Source organism: Kitasatospora sp. NPDC048286, from assembly GCF_043201735.1.
Lineage (GTDB): Bacteria > Actinomycetota > Actinomycetes > Streptomycetales > Streptomycetaceae > Kitasatospora.
The window spans coordinates 17,983-37,600 of record NZ_JBICZE010000013.1; the positions used below are offsets into that span (position 1 = coordinate 17,983).

15 protein-coding genes and 3 pseudogenes are annotated in these 19,618 nt (G+C 72.4%); 10 read left to right on the forward strand and 8 right to left on the reverse strand.

What is annotated here, in order from left to right:
* The first annotated feature begins 613 nt into the window (after nt 1-613).
* From ACGF13_RS28470 to ACGF13_RS28480, 3 genes are all read left to right on the forward strand, one after another.
* The gene (locus ACGF13_RS28470) at nt 614-1,417 is read left to right on the forward strand and encodes a peptidoglycan-binding protein (RefSeq protein WP_392880346.1); all 804 of its coding nucleotides are present in this window, start codon (nt 614-616) and stop codon (nt 1,415-1,417) included.
* A 546-nt stretch (nt 1,418-1,963) separates the two neighbouring features.
* The gene (locus tag ACGF13_RS28475; protein ID WP_392880348.1) at nt 1,964-2,596 is read left to right on the forward strand and encodes an SMI1/KNR4 family protein; all 633 of its coding nucleotides are present in this window, start codon (nt 1,964-1,966) and stop codon (nt 2,594-2,596) included.
* 132 nt (nt 2,597-2,728) lie between these two features.
* Entirely contained in the window at nt 2,729-3,004 is a 276-nt protein-coding gene (locus ACGF13_RS28480; protein WP_392880350.1) for a hypothetical protein, read from the forward strand.
* Between the two features lie 146 nt (nt 3,005-3,150).
* Here ACGF13_RS28480 and ACGF13_RS28485 read toward each other — a convergent pair whose 3' ends face one another.
* Together ACGF13_RS28485 and ACGF13_RS28490 are read right to left on the reverse strand one after the other, a co-directional pair.
* Nucleotides 3,151-4,476, reverse strand: a complete 1,326-nt coding sequence (locus ACGF13_RS28485) for a hypothetical protein (RefSeq protein WP_392880353.1) — start codon at nt 4,474-4,476, stop codon at nt 3,151-3,153.
* 146 nt (nt 4,477-4,622) lie between these two features.
* Nucleotides 4,623-5,027 (reverse strand): DoxX family protein, encoded by a 405-nt coding sequence (locus ACGF13_RS28490; RefSeq protein WP_392880355.1) that lies wholly within the window; start codon nt 5,025-5,027, stop codon nt 4,623-4,625.
* Between the two features lie 225 nt (nt 5,028-5,252).
* On the opposite strand from ACGF13_RS28490, the pseudogene ACGF13_RS28495 reads away from it, so the two are divergent.
* Together ACGF13_RS28495 and ACGF13_RS28500 are read left to right on the forward strand one after the other, a co-directional pair.
* Nucleotides 5,253-6,444: pseudogene (locus ACGF13_RS28495) on the forward strand (IS3 family transposase).
* A gap of 210 nt (nt 6,445-6,654) precedes the next feature.
* Nucleotides 6,655-6,957: pseudogene (locus ACGF13_RS28500) on the forward strand (transposase); the annotation flags it as partial.
* Nucleotides 6,958-6,993: 36 nt separating this feature from the next.
* Here ACGF13_RS28500 and ACGF13_RS28505 read toward each other — a convergent pair.
* The 4 genes and pseudogenes from ACGF13_RS28505 to ACGF13_RS28520 form a co-directional block, all read right to left on the reverse strand.
* Nucleotides 6,994-7,509 (reverse strand): annotated as a pseudogene (locus tag ACGF13_RS28505) (DUF6368 family protein); the annotation flags it as partial.
* A 360-nt stretch (nt 7,510-7,869) separates the two neighbouring features.
* Entirely contained in the window at nt 7,870-8,868 is a 999-nt protein-coding gene (locus tag ACGF13_RS28510; RefSeq protein ID WP_392880358.1) for a ScbA/BarX family gamma-butyrolactone biosynthesis protein, read from the reverse strand.
* A 206-nt stretch (nt 8,869-9,074) separates the two neighbouring features.
* Nucleotides 9,075-10,439, reverse strand: a complete 1,365-nt coding sequence (locus ACGF13_RS28515; RefSeq protein ID WP_392880360.1) for an SMI1/KNR4 family protein — start codon at nt 10,437-10,439, stop codon at nt 9,075-9,077.
* A 196-nt stretch (nt 10,440-10,635) separates the two neighbouring features.
* Nucleotides 10,636-11,373, reverse strand: a complete 738-nt coding sequence (locus ACGF13_RS28520) for a TioE family transcriptional regulator (protein ID WP_392880363.1) — start codon at nt 11,371-11,373, stop codon at nt 10,636-10,638.
* Nucleotides 11,374-11,509: 136 nt separating this feature from the next.
* Between ACGF13_RS28520 and ACGF13_RS28525 the strand changes: the two genes are divergently transcribed.
* Nucleotides 11,510-12,697, forward strand: a complete 1,188-nt coding sequence (locus ACGF13_RS28525; protein WP_392880366.1) for an erythromycin esterase family protein — start codon at nt 11,510-11,512, stop codon at nt 12,695-12,697.
* On the opposite strand, the gene ACGF13_RS28530 is transcribed toward ACGF13_RS28525, so the two are convergent.
* The gene (locus ACGF13_RS28530) at nt 12,631-13,770 is read right to left on the reverse strand and encodes a LysR family transcriptional regulator (protein WP_392880368.1); all 1,140 of its coding nucleotides are present in this window, start codon (nt 13,768-13,770) and stop codon (nt 12,631-12,633) included. The two genes, ACGF13_RS28525 and ACGF13_RS28530, sit on opposite strands and share 67 nt — an antisense overlap.
* A gap of 71 nt (nt 13,771-13,841) precedes the next feature.
* Between ACGF13_RS28530 and ACGF13_RS28535 the strand changes: the two genes are divergently transcribed.
* Complete coding sequence (locus ACGF13_RS28535) at nt 13,842-14,504, forward strand: maleylpyruvate isomerase family mycothiol-dependent enzyme (protein ID WP_392880370.1); 663 nt, start codon at nt 13,842-13,844, stop codon at nt 14,502-14,504.
* A 10-nt stretch (nt 14,505-14,514) separates the two neighbouring features.
* Here ACGF13_RS28535 and ACGF13_RS28540 read toward each other — a convergent pair whose 3' ends face one another.
* The gene (locus tag ACGF13_RS28540; protein ID WP_392880372.1) at nt 14,515-14,868 is read right to left on the reverse strand and encodes a hypothetical protein; all 354 of its coding nucleotides are present in this window, start codon (nt 14,866-14,868) and stop codon (nt 14,515-14,517) included.
* A gap of 191 nt (nt 14,869-15,059) precedes the next feature.
* On the opposite strand from ACGF13_RS28540, the gene ACGF13_RS28545 reads away from it, so the two are divergent.
* The 3 genes from ACGF13_RS28545 to ACGF13_RS28555 all read left to right on the forward strand — a co-directional run bounded on the left by ACGF13_RS28545 (nt 15,060) and on the right by ACGF13_RS28555 (nt 19,524).
* The gene (locus ACGF13_RS28545) at nt 15,060-16,229 is read left to right on the forward strand and encodes a PP2C family protein-serine/threonine phosphatase (protein ID WP_392880374.1); all 1,170 of its coding nucleotides are present in this window, start codon (nt 15,060-15,062) and stop codon (nt 16,227-16,229) included.
* Nucleotides 16,230-16,666: 437 nt separating this feature from the next.
* A complete protein-coding gene (locus ACGF13_RS28550) occupies nt 16,667-18,046 on the forward strand; it encodes an MFS transporter (protein WP_392880376.1) in 1,380 nt (459 codons plus the stop codon).
* 164 nt (nt 18,047-18,210) lie between these two features.
* The gene (locus tag ACGF13_RS28555) at nt 18,211-19,524 is read left to right on the forward strand and encodes a non-ribosomal peptide synthetase (protein ID WP_392880378.1); all 1,314 of its coding nucleotides are present in this window, start codon (nt 18,211-18,213) and stop codon (nt 19,522-19,524) included.
* Nucleotides 19,525-19,618: the final 94 nt, after the last annotated feature.

Below are 19,618 nucleotides of genomic sequence, written 5' to 3' on the forward strand. Positions count from 1 at the left end.
GTGCTCTTCCTGGTAGGAGCCGCAGTGTCTGCGGGCTGCGTCCGCGAGTGCCCAGGAGGCGGCCCCTGCGGCCAGTCCGGTGAGGGCTGTCAGGCAGCCTGGATTGCAGCTCGTCCCTGAAGGTTTGTCCACCTCCTCCAGGACGTTTGATGGCGGGGTGTGGTTCCCCGACAGGTGTGGGACTTCTTCGGAGCCGCTCGGCGGTGCTTGTCTCGAGCGAATTTAGACATGCCATCGCCAAGTCGCCCTTGAGGGTCTCTTCACCTGGATTTTAGCGTGGCCAAACTGGACTTAAGAATTTATTTCGACATATTAATTCTTCGCTCCGCACGCTTCCCGAGGGGCGGCGAAAGTGAACGCAAATAATTCATTTGATTGCATGGCGAGGTGTACGTATGGTCAATCGTGCCCGGTTCAGGGTTCGGCCGGACGCAAACTTCTAGATTCTGGGGGGAATGTATGAGGTTTATTACGTGTGCGGAGTGGGGTGCTCGGATGCCGCAGAACGGGCACCCTGAAGTCGCGACGAATAGGGGCGTCAAGATCCACTACTTCGGGTCGCTGTTCGTCGGAGTCGAGCACAGCCAGTGCCCGCGCAAGATGCGCGAAGCACATGGACGGCAACGGCTGGGCCGACATCGGCTACAGCCTGGCCGTGTGCCAGCACGGCTACGTGTACGAGGGCCGGGGCAAGAACGCGCAGAACTCGGCCAACGGGAACCCGCAGCTGAACCGCGACCACTACGCGGTGCTGGCGTTCGTCGGCAGCTCCATCATCACCGAGCCCAGCAGCGTCCAGATCGCGGGCATCCAGGACGCGATCGCCTACCTCCGCCGACACGGCGCCGGCAACGAGGTCCGCGGACACCGCGACGGCTACGCGACCGAGTGCCCCGGCGGCCCGCTCTACCGCCTCGTGCAGGCCGGCACGCTCGACCCCGGCACGCTCTACGACGGCGGCATCCACACTGTCCAGGTCGGCGACAGCCTGGAGAGCGTCAGCCTCAAGTACAACATCCCGAAGATGTACATCATCGCCGTCAACAACCTGCAGGCGCCCTACGCCCTGATGGTCGGGCAGAAGCTCAAGGTCCCGGCCCGCGGAGTCAACCTCGGCGAAGGGGTGCCCGAGGGCGGTGACGGCGGAGGCGAGACCCCTACCCCGACCGGCTACACCCCCTTCCCCGGGACCGAGTGGTTCATGTCGAACCCGAACAGCCCGATCGTGACGGCGATGGGGCAGCGGCTGGTCGAGGAGGGCTGCGGCAAGTACACGAGCGGCCCGGGGCCGCAGTGGTCGGAGACCGACCGGGCCTCCTACCAGGCCTGGCAGGAGAAGCTCGGCTACTCCGGCACGAACGCCGACGGCTGGCCCGGCAAGGGCAGCTGGGACAAGCTCCTCGTCCCCAAGAGCTGACCGCCAGGGCCGCGGCTCGGTGAGCAGGGACCCTCCAGCACCCTTTCACCTTCGGCCCCGGCCGGGAACGGGGCCAGTTGCGGATTGCGACCGACACCTGCACCATGACGGCGCATCGCCTGGAGTGTGCCGCTGGCCCCGGCCCTGGGTCCGTGCTGGAGGGGGCCATGCCAGCACCGCACCCCCGCAGCACCTCCATGTCGCCATGAGGGAAGTCCCGACCGCCGGAAGACGGTCGGGACTTCCCTCATGGCGACGCGCTCGGCGGCGCCCTCAAGCAGTGGTGGCTGCGCGCCGAGCTGTACCGCAACCCGGAAGGCGACCGCATCCACGCCGCCGTCCAGGCCGGCACCGCCCCCGGCACCTCGGCCACCACGCTCCTTTGCCGACTCGGGGCCCAGTGAGCGACGACAACACCGCCACCGACTCCTACCGCCTCGCCAGCACCCGAGCCCGAGCCGAACAACAGCAGGCGGTCAGCTAACCCATCACCACCTGATCAGGCCCTCGACCTGCCCTGACGGACGTGTGCGGCAGGATGACGCCATGCCCCAGCAGACACTGCCCCCATCGGAGTCATGGCGCCGGATCGAATCCTGGCTGGCGACGCACTCGACCTCCGGCCTGGCGTTGCTGAACCCGCCGGCAACACCTGGCGAGCTTCGAGACGCCGAACAGACCCTCGGCATCCCGTTTCCCAGCGATCTCGCTGATTCCCTGCGCTGCCACAACGGGCTGACCACCTGGGCGACCCTCCTGCCCGAGCAGTCGCCCCTCTCGGTGAGCGAAATCGTGGACCGCTGGCAGACCTGCATGGACGTCGCGACCGAGAACGACGGTCTGACCAGCCGCCCATGGGACGACGAACCCTGGTGGCACCCACTCTGGGTGCCCTGGGCCGAGAGCGCCGACGGCGGCGCACAGGTGATCGACCAGCGTCCCGGCCCAAGCGAGGGGCGTCTCGGCTGGGCCGGCCACAGCGGTGGGGGCGACTTCACCGACCCCTGGCCCGGCCTGGCAGATCTACTTCACGCCGTCGCGCTCGCGCTTCACGACGGCGGAGGCGTCCGCGGGCTGCACCCTTACCTCACCACGCAGGGCGAGCTGTGGTGGGACGAAGAGGACTGCCATGAGCTGGACGGTCAGCCGCTGACACCCGCACCGATTGGGCTGTCCTGACCGCCAGCCACAGACCCGAACTCAGCCAACCGTTGTTACTTCTCACCAACATTGAGCGGCGATCGCAGCACCTCGCGCTCTCACCGCCGCCGCTGCGGGCCTGGCGAACGCCGGCGACGAGGTCGCGGCGCGGTGGCGGCGCGGTGGCGGCGCGACCCGGAGCAGGCGGCCGCCCTGGCGCGCGAGCTCGCGGCCAGCGTCGAGCACTTCGTGGCCGAGGTCCTCGACGCGGCGGTCGACACCACCATGCAGACCGGCCCCGGCCCCGGCCCCGCGCATGCGCCGCCGGGGCCGGCGGCCTCCGCCCGCGCGGGAGAGGGCTCCGTACGGGCCGACCGGCTCGACGGGTCCGTCCTGGTCCCTGTCGAGACCGTGTCTCAGGGGGTCCGGTTTAACCCGTTTCGCTAGGACGGGTCCCAGCCGTCTTCCCTGGCGAGGGGCGCTACGCGACCGAGCTGGGGCAGATGCTGGGACATCCGTCGTGCTTGGGCCGGTTGTCCTCTGACACGCGACCTTGACCGTTTGCCAAGCGATCTTGACCGACAACGGGTGCCTCAGGGATTGCGGTACTGCGCCCACGGATCGAGGAGCGGGGCGTTCGGGTCCTCTCCCTCGGTGTCCAGGCCAACGTAGGCGCGTAGCGCCGGGCGGGTACCGGGCAGGCCGAGGGAGGTGAGCGTCTTGTTCATGTCTGATCCGAACGGCCAGGTCTGGTAGTCGTCGGCGGTCAGGAGGTCGGCGAGGGCGGTCAGGAGTTCTCGGCGGCCCGGGGTCAGGTCGTCGAAGGCGACGGGTACATCGGCGGGGGCGAACAGGGCGGTGAGGACGCTCGCGGCCTGGCTGGGGAGAGGGCGGGGTACGAATCCGGTGCCCTCGATCCGAGGCAGGGTGGCGATGATCGCGCGGAGGGCCTTGTCGGTGTGTTCCGCGTTCTCCATGAGGCCCACCATCGTGCGGACCGTGTAGCTGTGCGGGTCGTGCTCGTGGTGGAAGGTGGCGGGTTCGGGGGCGGGCCGGGTGCCGAAGGCGGCGAGTTCGTCGATGACGCGGTCCGCAGGCGGGGCGCCGGCGGTGTCGGGGCGCAGGATCAGGTGGCGGGCGAGCGCGGTGGCGGCAGCCCACCGCACGAGCGGCTCCTGGTCGTCGAGACGGCGGGCGATGCCACCGTCCCCGTCGTGGTCGGTCAGGAGACCGGCCGCGATCAGCAGGGTGGCGGCGGTGACCGGGTCACGTTCGGCCTCCAGGCGCCGCAGCAGCGGCTCCGCGACGGTGCCGGCTTTCTCCGGGAACCGCCCGAGAAGGTAGGCGCAGCGGCTGCGGACCTCCGGATCCGGGTCGTCCAGCAGGGGCATCAGAAGGGGCAACTCCGCTCGGACCGCGTCGTAGGAGCACAGTGTGCCCTCGCGGGCGTCGATGGGGTGGCCCGCCGCGCAGTACTCCCGGCCCTCGCGAAGTTTCTCCAGCCGGGCCTCGTCCGTCTCCGCGGCGATCTGCTCGTCGTACCAGCGCAGGTTCTCCTCCGGGCTGATGGCCGCGGCGCGCCAGGCGGCGGTGTCGATGCCCAGTGGCAGGTCGTAGGTGTCGTGCCAGTCGACGGCCAGCCGCAGCAGCAGCATCAGCGCCTCGGTTCGGACGCCGTCCGGACCCGCGACGGCGATCCGGGCGAGGAACGGCACCGCGAACGGGGAGGACGAGTACCTGCTCCCCTGGTGGCAGATGCTGTTGAAGAGACGTTCGAAGGCCCGATCCCTGGCTTTCTCGTCCTCCCCGCACGCGGCCCGCAGCTCGCCTGGCACATCCTCGGCGCTTCCGTAGGCGTGCCTCAGAGCAGCCCAGTCGATGTCGTCCAGCCCAGCCAGCAGGTCGTCAGATCCGTTCATGATCCACACGCTCGCATGCGCCACTGACACCGCCCCCGCAGACGAGCCGCCCGGCAGCACCAGGCCCTGAACCAGGCGGTCAAACTCACCTGTCAATCGGTCAAGATCGCCTGACAGAGGACACCGGTGGTCCTGCAAGCACCCGGTCAACGACGGAGGCCGAGCAGCTCGGCCGTCTCGGCGCGTCGGTTCCAGGCGATGATGGCCAGCGGCACCATGAAGAGGAACGGGGTCCCGGCGTTCTCCCCGTGCATTGCGGCGAGCTGGGTGACGAACGCGAACACCAGAAAGACGATGAGCGCCGTCGCGGCCGGCCCGGCCAGCCGTCCGACCAGGAGACCGATTGCCCCGGCGAGCTCCACCAGTCCGGTCAGGTACATGAACCAATGGCCCCAGCCGATGGCGTCGAAGACGGTCGTGGCGGCGGGGAGCGCGAGCAGCTTGGGCAGCGCGCTGGCCAGGGCGAAGAAGAGCGCGAGCAGGATCCGCAGCGTCCAGACCGTCCGGACGACGGCCTGGCTGGACTTCACGGCGGTGGCGGTGCTGGACATTTCAGGTCTCCCCGGGCAGTTGTCGTTGCTTTCTCGGATTTGACTGCCGCCACCATCCGAACTCATCGGTCCGGTGAGAGGAATTTTCTCCCCGGGGCAGGTGGCGCCCTGCGGGCTCTGCTCGGCCGGCGCCGCGACCAGCGGGTGACGCTGACGGTGGGCTTTAACCCGATCAGTGGACACTTCTGAGAAGCGGATCTTGGGGTCCGTGGAGGGGATGTCCTCATGGGTACTGCGAGGTACTCGGGGGAGTTCAAGCGGGACGCGGTCGCGCTGGTGGAGTCCAGTGGGCGGCGCATCCCGTCGGTGGCGCGCGAGCTGGGTGTCAACCCGGAGTCGCTGCGCCAGTGGGTCGCACGGTCGCGCGCCGAGTCGACTTCGGGTACGAACGGTGAGGGCCCGTTGACCCCGGCCGAGCGCGAGGAGCTGCGCCGGCTGCGCAAGCAGGTCCGTGAGCTGGAGTTGGAGAAGGAGATCCTGCGGAAGGCGGCCGCCTGTTTTGCCAAGGAGATGGGTCGATGACCGGCCGCTGGCGGTTCATCTCCGATCATCGTGACCTGTACGGAGTACGGCGGCTGTGCCGAGTGCTGAGCGTGTCGGCGTCCGGCTTCTGCCGATGGATCGCTGCGGCGCCCGCACGCGCCGCACGGAGGGCGGCCGAGGACGATCTCGCCTCGACGATCGAGGAGATCCACGACGAGTCCAACGGCGCGTACGGTGTCCCGCGTATCACCCGGGAGCTGCGGGAACGGCATGGTCCGGTGAACCACAAGCGAGTCGCGCGCCTGATGCGCGAACGCGGAATCGCCGGCCGTCACCTGCGGCGCACGGTCCGCACGACGGTGGCGGACCGGAGGGTGCCGCCGGCACCGGACCTGGTCGGGCGGGTGTTCGCGGCTGCGGCCCCGGACGTGCGCTGGTGCGGCGACATCACGTACTTGCCGGTCGGCGGCGCCTGGATGTACCTGGCCACGGTGATCGACATGCACTCGCGGCGGGTCGTGGGATGGTCGCTGGCGGAGCACATGCGCGCCGACTTGGTCGTCGACGCGGTACGGGCCGCAGTCGACGCTCGGGGCGGTGACGTGCGTGGCGTGGTCTTCCACTGGTTGAACCTGGTCAGTACACGTCCGCGGCGTTCGCCGAGGTCTGCCGGGCGCACGGGATTCGGCGCTCGATGGGCCGGGTCGGCTCCAGCTACGACAACGCCCTCGCCGAGTCGTTCTTCGCCACTCTCAAGCGCGAACTGCTCTACGGTTCACGCTGGCTGAGCCGACCCCAGGCCCGAACCGCGGTCTTCTCCTGGATGGCCTGGTACAACCGAAGGCGACGCCACTCCGCCCTCGGCTACCGAAGCCCTGTCGACTACGAACGACAGCACGCCACCAGCGTCGATAGCCTGGACCTGGTGGCATAGCAGGCAAGTGTCTACGAAATAGGGCAAAGCCCGCCCCGTCATCCGCGACCGCGACCCCTTTGGCACCTACGTCCCCGAGCCGACTCTGCCAAACGGCAACCTCGACATCATTCCCCGGTACGACGACCCGTTCTGGTCGCACTGAACCACCACCCGGCAGCGCTCGAGGCGAGCCGAACTCTCGAACAAGCTCAGTACGATCCCGTCCTGGCCCAGGGCCCCGAACTCGACGCCCTCACCAGTCACGTCAGGTCCTTTGCCCAGATGGTCACCGGGCGTGAGGGCGAGCGGCTACCACAGTGGATCGACGCGGTCCGGCGCGACGACCTCCCTGGTCTCCACACCGTTGCCGTCGGACTTGAACGCGACCTGGACGCCGTAATGGCCGGCCTGACCCTGCCCTGGAGTTCGGGAGCGGTCGAAGGCCATGTGAACCGAATCAAGATGCTCAAGCGACAGATGTGCGGACGAGCGGGATTCGACCTCCTGCGAAAGCGTGTCCTTCTCGCGGGCCGAACACGTTCTCGCCGCCGACTGTTTGAGAAGCCTGAAACCCGGTTGAGCAGCCCACGCGCGCAGGAATTCCGCCGTGCCGAACACGGCCGGCAACGGGCCGTCCGTCATCGCGAGCACACCCGGAAGTCCGTCCACGACTGCAACCTGGTCATCCGGTAGCTCAGCGTTGGCAACGCCGCCGACCACGTCCATGATGGCAGCCGTCAGCAGGGCCGTGGCGAGGTGATCGATCGGTCTGTTGCACCCGGCGATGACATCCACAGCGTGTGTCGGGCTGAAGCCGATGAGGGGTTCCAGATCGGGGCCGTCCGCGTGCTCGGCCTCGAAGGTCTCCTCGTCGCCGATTCCGGGACCCATTGCATAAACCAGGAATGGCCGGCGACCGTCGACTTCCCCTGGGTCCGGGGCGCCGAGTCGGTCGGCGAAGACGTTGAGGTCATAGCCGCCAGGGCGCTTCTCCTCGAAGCAGGCTGACGATCCCACCAGGAAACCCCGGAGTCGCTTAACAACTGCGGCCGGAACCGCCTCGGCCAACTCAATCACCAACACCGGACCACCTGTAGCGGGAGCCTAACCAGCCGAGCGGCATGCCCCCCAGTCCATTACTCAACGTGACCGTGCCACGCAAGTTCTTTGTACAGGCCTGTGAACAGAGCCGGAGCGGCTCAGCTCGGGCGGGTCCGGGTTCCCGTGGCGGGCGCGGATGCCTGGGGAGAGCTCGACGACCTCGGCCAGGTGGGCGTCCCGGGCGAGTTCGAGCAGTGTGCGCCGATCGTTTGGCCTGTGCTCCTCGTCGAGCCAGTCGCGTATTGGGCAAGCCGTCGGCACGTGGACGGCCCGCCGGACCGGGAGGGTCGGGCGGGCCGTTCGGGCGGTGCGGCGGTGGTGGCGGGGTCGGTGGTGGCCGGGTCAGTGGTGGTCCGGGTGGTCGGTGAGCACGGTGGTGAAGATCGGCTCGCCGTGTTGGTGGCCGGTCACGGTGATGGTGACGGCGTCCGGGGTCTCACCGGGGGTGTGCCGGGCGGTGATCGTGGTGGGGGCGTCGTGTTCGGCGTACCGGTGGAAGGTGGTGGCCGCGGCGGCCGGGGTGATGGTGGCCGGGCTGCTCAGCGCGTTGGCCGCCTGCCGGGCCGCCTCCAGCAGCACCATGCCGGGCATGTGGTCGTTGGCGTGGTCGAAGAGGGTCGGGTGCCGGAAGTCGGGGGTGAGGTGCCAGCTTCCGGGGGCGTCCGCCGGGGTCAGCACGACGTCGCACGGGCGGAGTCGGCCGACCCGGGCCGGCGGGAGCGGTTCGGCGGTCACGAGCGGCGTCGACGGGTGCTCGGCGTCGTGGCGTCCCTGGCGCAGCCGCTGGTAGGTGGAGTCCGGGACGGTGGTGAAGCGGGTGTGCCCGGTGGCGGCGAGCTGCGGGCCCCGTCGGACGACGGTTTCCAGCGTGAAGTCGACCGCGCTGCCGGAGCGGCGCGGCCGGGCGAGGAGCTGGACGTCCAGGGTGAGGTCGGTCGGCGCGGCACCGATCAGCAGCTGGTGCGGGCGGGTGGTGTAGTCGAGGTTCCACATCATGAACTTGTGGTCGAGCGGTATGCCGAATCGGGTGTGGGCGAGGTAGAGGCCGGCTTGGCGAATCGTTTCAGCAGCTTGGAGCGGGTCGTGCCGGGTGCCGTCCGGGGTGCTGAAGAAGGTGTGGGCGCGCGGCCACCGCGCGGTGACGGTGAAGGCGGTGTCCGTCAGCTGCTCGCTGCCGGTGAGGAAGACCTCGGCGCTGCAGACCCGGTGGACGTACTCCTTGGCGACGGTACTGGTCGGACAGGGTGCCGGGGTTGTTGGTGCGGCCGGGTCGAGGAGCGGTGCGGAGTCCGTTTCGATGGCGAGGGCGGGTGTGGGCGTGCGGGAGGCAAGCAGAGTCATGGGGAGCACTCCGAGGGACCGTGACGGGCGGGGTGGGCTGCTCAGGGCTCGTAAGATACGTACCTACCGGTTTGGTTTTCAAGGAGACGGAACAATTGTTCGTCGGCCCAGCGTGATCGTACGGGCACGGTGAGTGGGTGACCGGGGTCTGAGCTGGGCTGTCCCGGCGGATCCCGGGAGCCCTGGACGAGATCACAGGCGTGGGATCAACTGTCGGGCAGGTCCGACGGGGCGAGGTTCCCCTCGACGATGGTGTGGGGGATCGGCGGGCGGTCCCAGAGGGCGAGGAGGTCGTTGACCACGCTCACGACGGCCACCGGGTGCTCGTTTCCGCGCGCCTCGACGTCGGCGGCGGAGAGTCCGCGGGGGACCGCCCCGTTGTCGAGGAGGACGCGCCACTCGTCGGGCCCGAGGGAGAGGAATTCCAGCCCGGGCAGCCCGGTGATCTCCAGCGGGTCGGCGAGCGTGCCGGGGAGTGCCGTGAACGTGCGGACCCGGGGCAGCCCGACGATGGGGGCGAGGCTGAGGGGCGCGCCGCTGTGATGGAAGATCCGCACCACTTCCAGGTCGGGGTGCGCGGCGGATTCGAGGTCGGCCAGGTCGTGGTGGTCGCCGACCCGGGCGATGGCCGGCGACCGCCGCTCCCGGCGGCGGGTCGGGCCGCTGCTCTCGAAGCCGTTGAGGATCAGCTCCGTCAGGGACTCGCCGTACGGTTCGGCGCCGATGCTCTGCTCGTGGTCGATGAGGATGACCTGTCCGAGGTGGCCGCGCGGGCCGGGCGTCAGGTCGACGGCGAACATGTCACCGCCGTTGCTGCCGAAGACGATCCAGCCGGGCGAGCCGACCAGGCCCTGGACGGCGGAGTCGGGCGGGGTGACGACCGCCTCCGTCGCCGCGAACTGCCACGGGCAGGGCCGCCGGTCCGCGTCCAGGGCGAACAGGTCTTCCAGGGAGGAGAGTTCGCAGCCGACGGCGGATTCGGCGGCCCGCAGTTCCGCGAAGTCGGCCTCCCAGTCGCCGGATCCGTCCGGACCGGCCGGGCGCACCCTGGTCGCCCGGTAGAACGCCTTGAGCTCCTCGGGCAGTGCGACGCCGAGCCGCTCCTCGGTGGCGGCGATCTCCTCGTCGGTCGCACCGACGGCGTCGGGGAGCCTCTCGCGCAGCGTCCGCTCCAGCAGGGCCGGGTCCGCGGACGGCGCCGGCACCGCCCCGGGCATCGGGTCGGGCAGGCGGCGCCAGGGTTCGGGGACGGCGTCCTCGACCAGGACGAGCGTGCCCGGGCTCGGGTTCCGGAGGCCGTACTCCACGGCTGGGCTGGTGCCGAACACGTGCAGGACCGCCTGCCCGCCCGGCGAGACGTCCGCCACGAACAGCGCCTCGTGGCTGCCGGCCTCCACGAGTGCGCGCTGCACCGGCGCCATGGCCTCGCCGACGGGCCGCTGCCGGCTCAGGGGCAGACTCCACCCCGTCCGGCTGATGCTTCCCACCACGGGGCGGGTGCGGTCGGGATGCACGGCCCGGAGGAGCGTCAGCAGCGGCTCCCAGGTGGCGAAGTCGTGGAGCGCGGGCACAGGTGTCCTCCGAACGGTACGGCGGGTCTCGGTTGGTGGGTGGTGGGTGGCGACTCGAAGGACCCTACCGGCCGTCACCGACACCCGTGGGCCCGGATCGCCTCGGGGTGGAACGGGGCGAGGAGGGCTTCCGGGTCCCCGCCGCGCTGGGCATGTTCGACGGCGGCCACGACCCGCTCGACGGCGAGGACGCAGGTCAACCCCGTCGGGGCGTCTCGGGGCGCAGCCTCAGGTAGTCGTCGAGGCGGGCCGAGGCGGTGAGCATCGCCAGGCCCCGGGTGGTGAGGCGCTGCTGCCAGCCGTCGAGGGCGGCGGCCGGCTCGCCGGTGCCGCCCGCCGTGCGGATCTGCCGCAGTACGGCGGCGATGCGGTCCAACAGGTAGCCGCCCCGGCGGAGCAGGTGGGCGAGTTCGGCGTCGCGGACGTCGGACGGAAGGTAGCGGCGGTGGCCGGTGGCGCGGTCCCGGGCGGGGGCGAGGATGCCGGCGGCCTCCCAGGCCCGCAGGGTCGCGGGGGTGACACCGAGCCGGTGGGCGACCTCGCCGACGGAGCGCGGGCCGGGCAGCGCCGGAAGTCCGGTTCCGGCGGTGGTGCCGCCGGCCGGGCGGGTGCCGCCGGTCAGGTGGCCGACGGCCTCGCGGACGGTGGCGAGGGTCTCCCGGTCACGCAGCAACTGGGCGTGGCCCCGGTCGAGTTCGGTGAGGGCGTCGCCGATCCGGTCGGCATGGACGGCGGTCATCACCCTGGCGGCGGTCGCGCGCCCGTACGCCGGGACGAGGGAGAGGTAGGCGCGTAGGGCGGCCGCGTGCTGCTCGGTGTAGATCCGGTATCCGGTGGGCGTGCGTTCGGCGGGCGGGAGGCAGCCGTCGCGCTCGTAGTTGCGGATCGCCTGGGTCGAGATGCCGTGCTCGCGCGCGAGGTCGGCGGGTCGCATGGTCGTCTCCCGTTCCGGGCCGGTTGGGCGTTCGGAGCCGATCGATTGTTCGGGACCGTTTGAGGCTTTCTGCCGCGGCTGAGCGCCGGTGACGGGAAAAGTCTCAACCGTTCCTTCAAGGATACGCTTGAGGTCCATGAACCAGGACATGCATGACTTCGTCACTCCGGCGTGCGAGCTTCTGGGCCTCGGTGAGCCGACCCACCAGGAGCCGGCGTTCGGGCTGGTCCGCAACGAGCTGTTCGCCCGACTGGTCGACCGGGGCTTCCGGTCGATCGCCCTGGAGACCGACCGGGTCGCCGCCTTCGCCGTGGACGCCTACGTCCGGGAGGGCGTCGGCACCCTCGACTCGGCGATGCGGGACGGCTTCACCCACGGCTTCGGGGACCTCGAACCCAACCGCCGACTCGTCGCCTGGATGAGGGAGTTCAACCGGGAACGGCCGGCCCGCGAGCGACTGGCCCTGCACGGCTTCGACATCCCGGCCGAGACCACCAGCGCACCCAGCCCGCGCCGCTACCTCGAACACGCCCGCGACTACCTCGGGCTCGACCTCGACCTCGAGCTCGCCCGTCTGGCAGGTGAGGACGAGCGCTGGAGCCGCACGGAGGCGGTGATGGACCCGGAACAGTCGCCCGGCGGCACCGCCGAGGCGGCGCGGCTGCGCTGCCTTGCCGACGACCTCCTCCTCCAACTCGACATGCGGGCACCGGAACTGATCGCGGCGACCTCGTCCGCGGAGTGGTTCGCGGCCCGCACCCGGCTGACCGCCGGGATCGGACTGCTGCGCTACCACGCGCAGTCGGCGGTCCCGGGCCTCACGACGAGCGACCGGGTCAGCGCCCTGTCCGGGGTGCGGGACGCGCTGATGGCGCGGAACCTGCTCGACATCCGCACGGTCGAGGCCCGGCGCGGACCGACCCTGGTCTTCTCCCACAACCTGCACCTGCAACGGAACCCGAGCGCCTGGTCGTTCGGCGAGCTGGACTGCCGGTGGTCGGGGGCGGGCCGCATCGTGGCCGCGCTGCTGGGCGAGCGATACGCCTTCGTCGCCGGGAGCCTGGGGCGCAGCGAGGCGATCGGGCTGGCCGAGCCGGCGCCGGGGACGTACGAGTCCCACCTGCAAGAACGCGGTGTGGTCTGGGAGTTGACGGACACCGCACTGCCGGTCGAAGCCCGTACGCGCACCGACACCGTCCCGCGGCAGGGCTACTTCCCGCTCGACCGGGAGGTGCTCGACGGCGCGGACGCGCTGCTTCACGTCGCCGACGGCGCGGCGGTGCTGCCCGCCACCGGCGGAGCGGCGGTGCCGGCCGGAGGCTGAGCGGCGGCAGGCCCGGGGTAGGCCTGCCGCAGGTGGGCCACCAGGGCGGCGGTCGGCGGGGAGGCGGGATGCCCGGTCGACCAGGCCAGCGCGATCCGGACCCGGGGGACGGGGTCGGTCAGCGGGCGCACCCGCAGACCCGGCACCGGGCCCGGGTCCGGTACGACGGCCACCCCCAGGCCGTGCGCGGCGAGTTCGGCCAACTGCGGTGGCGCGGCCGCCTCGACGCCGACCGCCGGTTCGACACCGGCCTCGGCCAGGGCGCTCTCCAGCGCGGTGCGCAGACCGGTGCCGCGCGGGGTGCTCAGCAGGGCGTGCCCGGCGAGCGCGGCGACCGGCAGCGACCGCCAGCCGGGCGCGGAGCCGACGGAGCCGACGGAGCCGACGGCAGGGCCTGGGCCCGATGCCGCGCCCGAGGCGTCGGCAGGATCAGGACCAGGACCAGGAGCAGGACCGGGGCCAGGATCAGGACCCGCCCCTTCCACGAGCGGGTGCCCCACCGCACAGGCCGCGACCAGCGGGATCTCCAGCACCGTGTGCAGGGCGAGCCCGGTCAGCGCTGACCAGCCGTCGTCGCCCTCCCGCCCGCTCGCGGGGGCGGGCAGGCCGACGACGGCGAGGTCCAGCCGGCCCTCGCGCAGGGCGGTGAGCATCCGCGCGGTGGTGTCCTCGGCGAGCGAGAAGTCGATGCCGGGGTGTTCCTGGCGGAACGCCGCGAGCGTGGTGGCGAGCCCGGGGAAGGTCCCCAGCTCGGACGGCGGGGTCAGGGCCGCCCCGGCGACCATGCCCAGTCGTACGTGTCCGCGCCGCAGCCCGCCGAACTCCTGGGCCGCGCGGTGGGCCGCCGCCGCGGAGGCGAGGGCCGCCCGGGCGTGCGGCAGCACCGCCTCGCCGGCCGGGGTGAGCCGCACGGTGCGGCCCGAGCGGTCGAGCAGCCGGTGGCCCAGCTCCCGTTCCAGCTGCCGGATCTGGGAGCTCACCCCGGGCTGGGTCAGGTGCAGCAGCTGCGCGGCCCGGGTGAAGCTGCCGTGCTGGGCGACGGTGACGAAGTACCGGAGCTGCCGCAGTTCCATAACTCCCGATCATAAGTGCCAGAACTTTCCGCTCTTGGACGGGCGTACGGTTCCGGCCGCAGGCTGGAGGCATGGAAACCGTGCCGCGCAACGAGGACACCGGGCAGCTCCACTGGATCCGCGAGCAGATCGCGGCCGAGCGCCGCGAACTCGCTCGGGTGTTCGCCGCCTTCACCCCCGAGCAGTGGAACTCGCCCTCGCTGTGCGCGGGTTGGCGGGTTCGCGAGGTGGCGGCGCACATGAGCACCGGCTTCCGGTACTCGACGACGCGCACGGCCGTCGAACTCGCCCGCTCCGGCGGCAACCTGCACCGCATGGCCGACCGGATCGCCCGCCGCGACGCGGCCGCCATGAGCGAGCGCGAACTCGCCGCCGCCCTGGCCGACCACGCCGACCACCCCTGGCGTCCGCCCGTCGGCGGCCGGATCGCGGCCCTCGCCCACGACGCCGTCCACGGGCTCGACATCACCGTGGCGCTCGGCCTGCCCGCTCGCCTCCCGCTGCCCCGGGCGGCCGCCCTGCTGTCCGCCCTCACCCCACGCGGCCTGCGGTTCTTCGGGGCCCGACTGGACGGCGTCCGACTGGTGGCGACGGACACCGGCTGGTCGCACGGCGAGGGGCCGCTGACCGTGGAGGGGCGGGCGGAGCACCTGCTGCTGGTGGCCTACGGACGTCGGGTCCCGGGGGGCCTGCTGACGGGGCCCGGCGCCGGGCGGTTCGTCGCCGGCGGGTGAGTGCGCGTCCTCACCTCTGCCGGGTCTGGAGCCACTCGGTGAGGGCGGCGTGCAACAGCTCGGCCTGGGCGCGGTCCAGGATCACCGTCGCGGCGGAGCCCGGGCCCTGCGAGCCGTCCTCCGGTGGCCGGCCGAGGCCGAGCCGGAGGTGCTCCACCGGGACGGGCCAACCGCCCTCGGGTTCCGGAAGGCCGCTGAACCGCACGTCGGGATGGCAGTGGTTGGGGATCACGCTGAGCTCCAGCCAGCCCCCGCGGGGGTCGTCGTCGGCGGGGCTGACGTGTGAGCCCTGGTAGATCCTCGGGGCGGGCCCGTTGCTGTGGCTGTCGTCGCCGAGGTACAGCCAGGTGGCGAAGATGGACATCGGGTCCTCCTCGGGGATCCGGATCGGGAGCGGCCGAGGCCGGCGGTCCGTCGTCGGACTCACCTCCGCGGCCTGTTCGAGGAGAGACCCCAGAGCGGGGCCAGGGCGGCCGTCATGCGGGTTTCGGGGGGCCGTGACTACGATCGGAAGAAGTCCTTCCGGATGGTGGTGAGACGGAAGCCAGGTCGCCGATGGCCCCGAGGTCCGTGCAGTGGCCGCCGTACGTGCGGGTCGCGCCGTGGTTGCTGACCGCCGGCGGGCTGGTGTGGAACGCGCTGGAACCGACCGACTACTGGGGCGACCCGCTGCTCGCGGCGGCGGCCGTGCTGGCGGGGGCGCTGCTGGCGCTGCGGGACACCGTCGCGGTGGGGGCGGCCAACGTCCTGGGCATCCTGGTGCTGTCCACCCAGGACGGATCGCTCGGGACCGGAGCCGGCTACCTGGAGCTGGCGAACACGACGTTCGCGGCGCTGCTCGGGATCTGGGTGAACCGCGTGGTGGCCCGGCATGGCCGGCGGTTGGCGCGGGTGCGGTCGGTGGCCGAGGCGGCGCAGCGGGCCGTGCTGCCGGAGCCGCCCGCGCGGGTCGGGCGACTGTCGGTCGCGGCCTGCTACCGGGCCGCCCAGGACGAGGCGCTGATCGGTGGGGACGCGTACGCGCTACAGGTCACCCCGTACGGCGTGCGCGGGCTGATCGCCGACGTGCGGGGCAAGGGACTGCACGCGGTCGGGGTGGTCTCGGTGCTGCTGGGCGCCTTCCGGGAGGACTCCCACCGGCTGCCGGACCTGTCCGCGCTCGCCGACGCGCTGGAGGGCTCGCTGCTGCGGGAGAGCGAGCGGATGAGCGAGGAGCTGCGGTTGGAGGGGTTCGTCACCGCCCTGCTGGTCGAGTTCCCGCCGGGGGAGGAGAGCGTGCGCACGCTCGACTGCGGGCACCCCGGCCCGTACCTGCTGGGCCCGTACCCGTCGGGCGGGGCCGCGCCGCCGGTGCGCCGGCTGGACGCGGCGGACCCGGGGCTGCCGCTGGGGATGGGCGGGCTGGGCGGGGCGCGTCCGGCGCCGGAGAGCCGGCCGTTTCCGGCCGGGTGCACGCTGCTGCTGGTGACCGACGGGGTCACCGAGGCCCGGGACGCGGCGGGGGAGTTCTACGACCCGGTGCTCGGCCTGGCCCCGCTGGGGCCGTTCGCCGGGCCGGGGGAGGTGCTGGACGCGCTGGTGGCGGACGTCGGGCGGTGGACCGGCGGGCCCAGGGACGACGACATGGCGGTGCTGGCGATCACCCACCGGACGGCGCGGGCGTCGGCACAGGGACCGGCACGGACGCAGGTGCGGGCGCGGGCGCGGGCCGAGACGGACGGGTAGTCGAAGCGTGCGGCGGCGCGGCCCCGGCCCGGGCGGCCCGTTTCGGTGGCGGCCGGGTTCCGGGAGCGGCTCGTAACCCGCCCGGTGATCCCCTTCTACGGCTCGCTTCGGTCACGCCGGTATCACGATGAGGTGTCGGTGGGGCTGCACTCCATGGAATCCGGCCAAGTTGACGGCCGCCGTCCGGTGGCTGGAAAACTTGCGTCCGAATATCGGACAAGAAAATGGACGGGCGGGCCCGGGGGTGATCGGAGTGCCCGTCGGCCGGTGCCGCCTAGGCCGACGGGCACCGCGGGTGGCGCGGCAGCACGGGAGGCCGCCGTAAGGAGCGTGCAAGGGTCGGCCGGGGGAGTGGCGGGATTCGGCCGACCTGCGGTCCGTCCGGAAACGAACCTGGTGCTTGCCCCGTGTCGAAGGGGTGACCGAGAGTCGCACCGATGAACGAGAAGCCCAGCTCCCACCAGGCCCGTCTGCTCGGCCACCGCGATTTCCGGCTCCTGTTGACCGGCGCCGCAGCGGCCCAGACGGGCAGTCAGGTCACCCTGGTCGCCCTTCCGTTGGTGGCGGTGATGGTGCTCGACGCCACGCCGTTCCAGGTCGGCCTGCTGACCGCCGCCGAGACCGCCGCCTTCCTGCTCGTCGGACTCCCGGCAGGCGCCTGGCTGGACCGCATGCGCAAGCTGCCGGTGCTGATCCGGGCCGACGTGGTGCGCTGCCTGGCCGTGGGGTCGATCCCGCCGGCCGCCGCGTTCGGGGTGCTGACCATGCCGCAGCTCTACGTCGTGGCGCTGGTCACCGGGGTGGCGACGGTGTTCTTCGACGTCGCCCACCAGTCCTTCCTGCCCGCCGTCCTGCCGCGCGAGCAGCTGGTCGGCGGCAACGGGGCGCTGGAGACGGTCCGCTCCTCGGCGCAGATCGCCGGGCCGGGCCTCGGCGGCGGACTGGTCCAACTGCTCGGGGCGCCGCTCGCCATCGTGGCCGACGCCTGCGGCTACCTGGCCTCCGCGCTGCTGCTCGTCCGGATCAAGGCCGAGGAGCCGCGACCGGAACCCGCGCCGGGGCGCTCGCTGCGCGCCGAGGTCGGGGAGGGCGTGCGGTTCGTGCTCGGCCACCCGCTGCTGCGGGCGATCGCGACCGCCACCGCCACGTCCAACCTGTTCTCCGCGGTGCTGACCGCCGTGCAGACGGTGTTCTGGGTGCGGGTGCTCGACCTGTCGCCGGGCGCCATCGGCGTACTGCTGTCGGTCTCCGCCGTCGGCGGACTGGCCGGCGCGCTGTGCGCCGGGCAGCTCGCCCGGTGGATCGGGCAGGCCCGGCTGATCTGGGTGTCCACCGTGGTGACGGCGCCGTTCGCGCTGCTGTGGCCGCTGTCCGGCAGCGGCGCGGGCGTGGTGCTCTTCGGTCTGGCCTCCGGGGTGGTGCTGTTCGGCGCGGTGGCCTACAACGTTGCCCAGGTGAGCTTCCGCCAGAGCGTCTGCCCGCCGGAGTTGCTCGGCCGGATGAACGCCACCATGCGCTTCCTGGTGTGGGGCACCCTGCCGATCGGCGCCCTGGTCGGCGGCCTGGTCGCCGACGCGGCCGGGCCGCGCACCGCGCTCTGGCTCTGCGCCGCGGGCTTCCTGCTGGTGCCGCTGCCGCTGCTGCTCTCGCCGCTGCGCCGGATGCGCGAGCTGCCGGGCCCCGACCGTACGGGCGGCCAGGCCTCGGGCAGCGACGCTGCCGAGGGCGTCACCGAGGGCGTCACCGAGGGCGTCACCAAGGGCGTCACCAAGGGCGCCACCGACGAGGAGAGTGCCGTGAGCCCCAGCGCGCCCTGACCGTCGGCCCGCCCGTACCACCCGGACCTGAGCAACGCCCCGGCCGAATCCCGGCCGAACCCCCTGACCGACTTCCCCGGCCGAATCCCCCTGGCCGACTTCCCGGCCGATCCCCCCGACCGATCCCCGACCCGAGCCGCGACCGGAAACCGGAGACCGTTCCCGTGCACGCCAGCATCACCGCCGCCTACCTCGCCCGGTACCGCTCAGCCGCCGCCGAATCCCCGGTGGAGCTGCTCCCGCTGACCGGCGCCCAGCGGCGCTTCCTGATCACCCGCCGGCTCGCGCCGCAGAGCCGCACCGACATCGTCCCGCTGCTGTTCGCCTACCCGCGCGGCACCCTCGACCTGGACCGACTGGCCCGCGCCGCGGCCGCGGTGGCCGCCCACCACCCGGCGCTGTGCGGCGGCTTCGCAACCGTGCGCGGCACACCCGTGCTGCGCGCCGGCGGCCCCTCGGCCGAGGTCGCCCGGATCGCCGTCGCCCCCGGCGGCACCGCCCGCGCGGCGCTGCGCGAGGCCCTGCTGGACTGGCCCGCCGACGGACCCGCGCTGCGCCTGCTGGTCGCCGCGGACCCGGACGGGGACGAGGAACTGCTCGCCCTCGCACTCGACCACGCCGCCTGCGACGAGCAGTCGCTCGGCGTGCTCACCGCCGAGCTCAGCGCCGCCCACGAGCAGGACGAGGCGCCGGCCGACGGGCCCGCCCCCCAGGCGCTGGCCGACTTCCGGCAGGCCGTCGAACTGCAGCTCGCCGCCGAGGACGCCGCCGGCGGCCCCGCCGCGCAGGCCCACTGGGGCCGGCGGCTGGGCGGCCTGACCGGGGCGGGCGGCAGCGCCGCCACGTCCACCGGCATGCTCACCGAGCGGCTGCCCGCCGCCGACGGCGCCGCCCGCGGCGCCGTCTTCCCGGCGCTGCTGGACGCGGTCGGCTCGGCCCTGCACCGGGTCCACCAGTCAGTGGGGGCCGACCGGGCGGAGGCCGGGGGAGCGCAGCTCGCACTCGGCTACCCGTGGGGCGGCCGACCGGTGGGCGTGCCCACCGTGCTCGGCTGCTTCCTCAACACCCTGGTGCACCCGGCGACTTCGGAGCGGTCCACGGACCTGGACGCCCTCGCGGACGCCTGGTGGGACGACCTGGACCACGCCGGCACCCCCTTCGACGAGGTGGTCCGCGCCGCCCGCACCGCCGGGGCCCCCTGGTCGGGCGCCCTGGACGCCCTGCTCACCATGGAGGACACGCACCGCCGCCCGCCGCTGGTGCTCGGCGGCGCCGCCGGCCGGGAGGTCCACCTGGAGGGGCGCCCGCTCGCCGCGCCACTGGCCGTCTCCGCCTCGAACGGCGACGACCTGCTGATCCGGCTGGCCTGGGACCGCGACCGCTTCCCCGAGGCCGACGCCCACGCGGCCTTCGGTGAACTGCTCGCCGTGCTGCGGCACCACCTGCACGCCCGACCGTCCCCGCTCCCGCAGGCCTGAACCGGCCTGCCCGAACACGGCAGGCGTGAACGGGCCCGCCCGAACACGCCCCGCCCTCCGGGGCACGCCTGAACACGCCCCGCCCTCCGGGGCA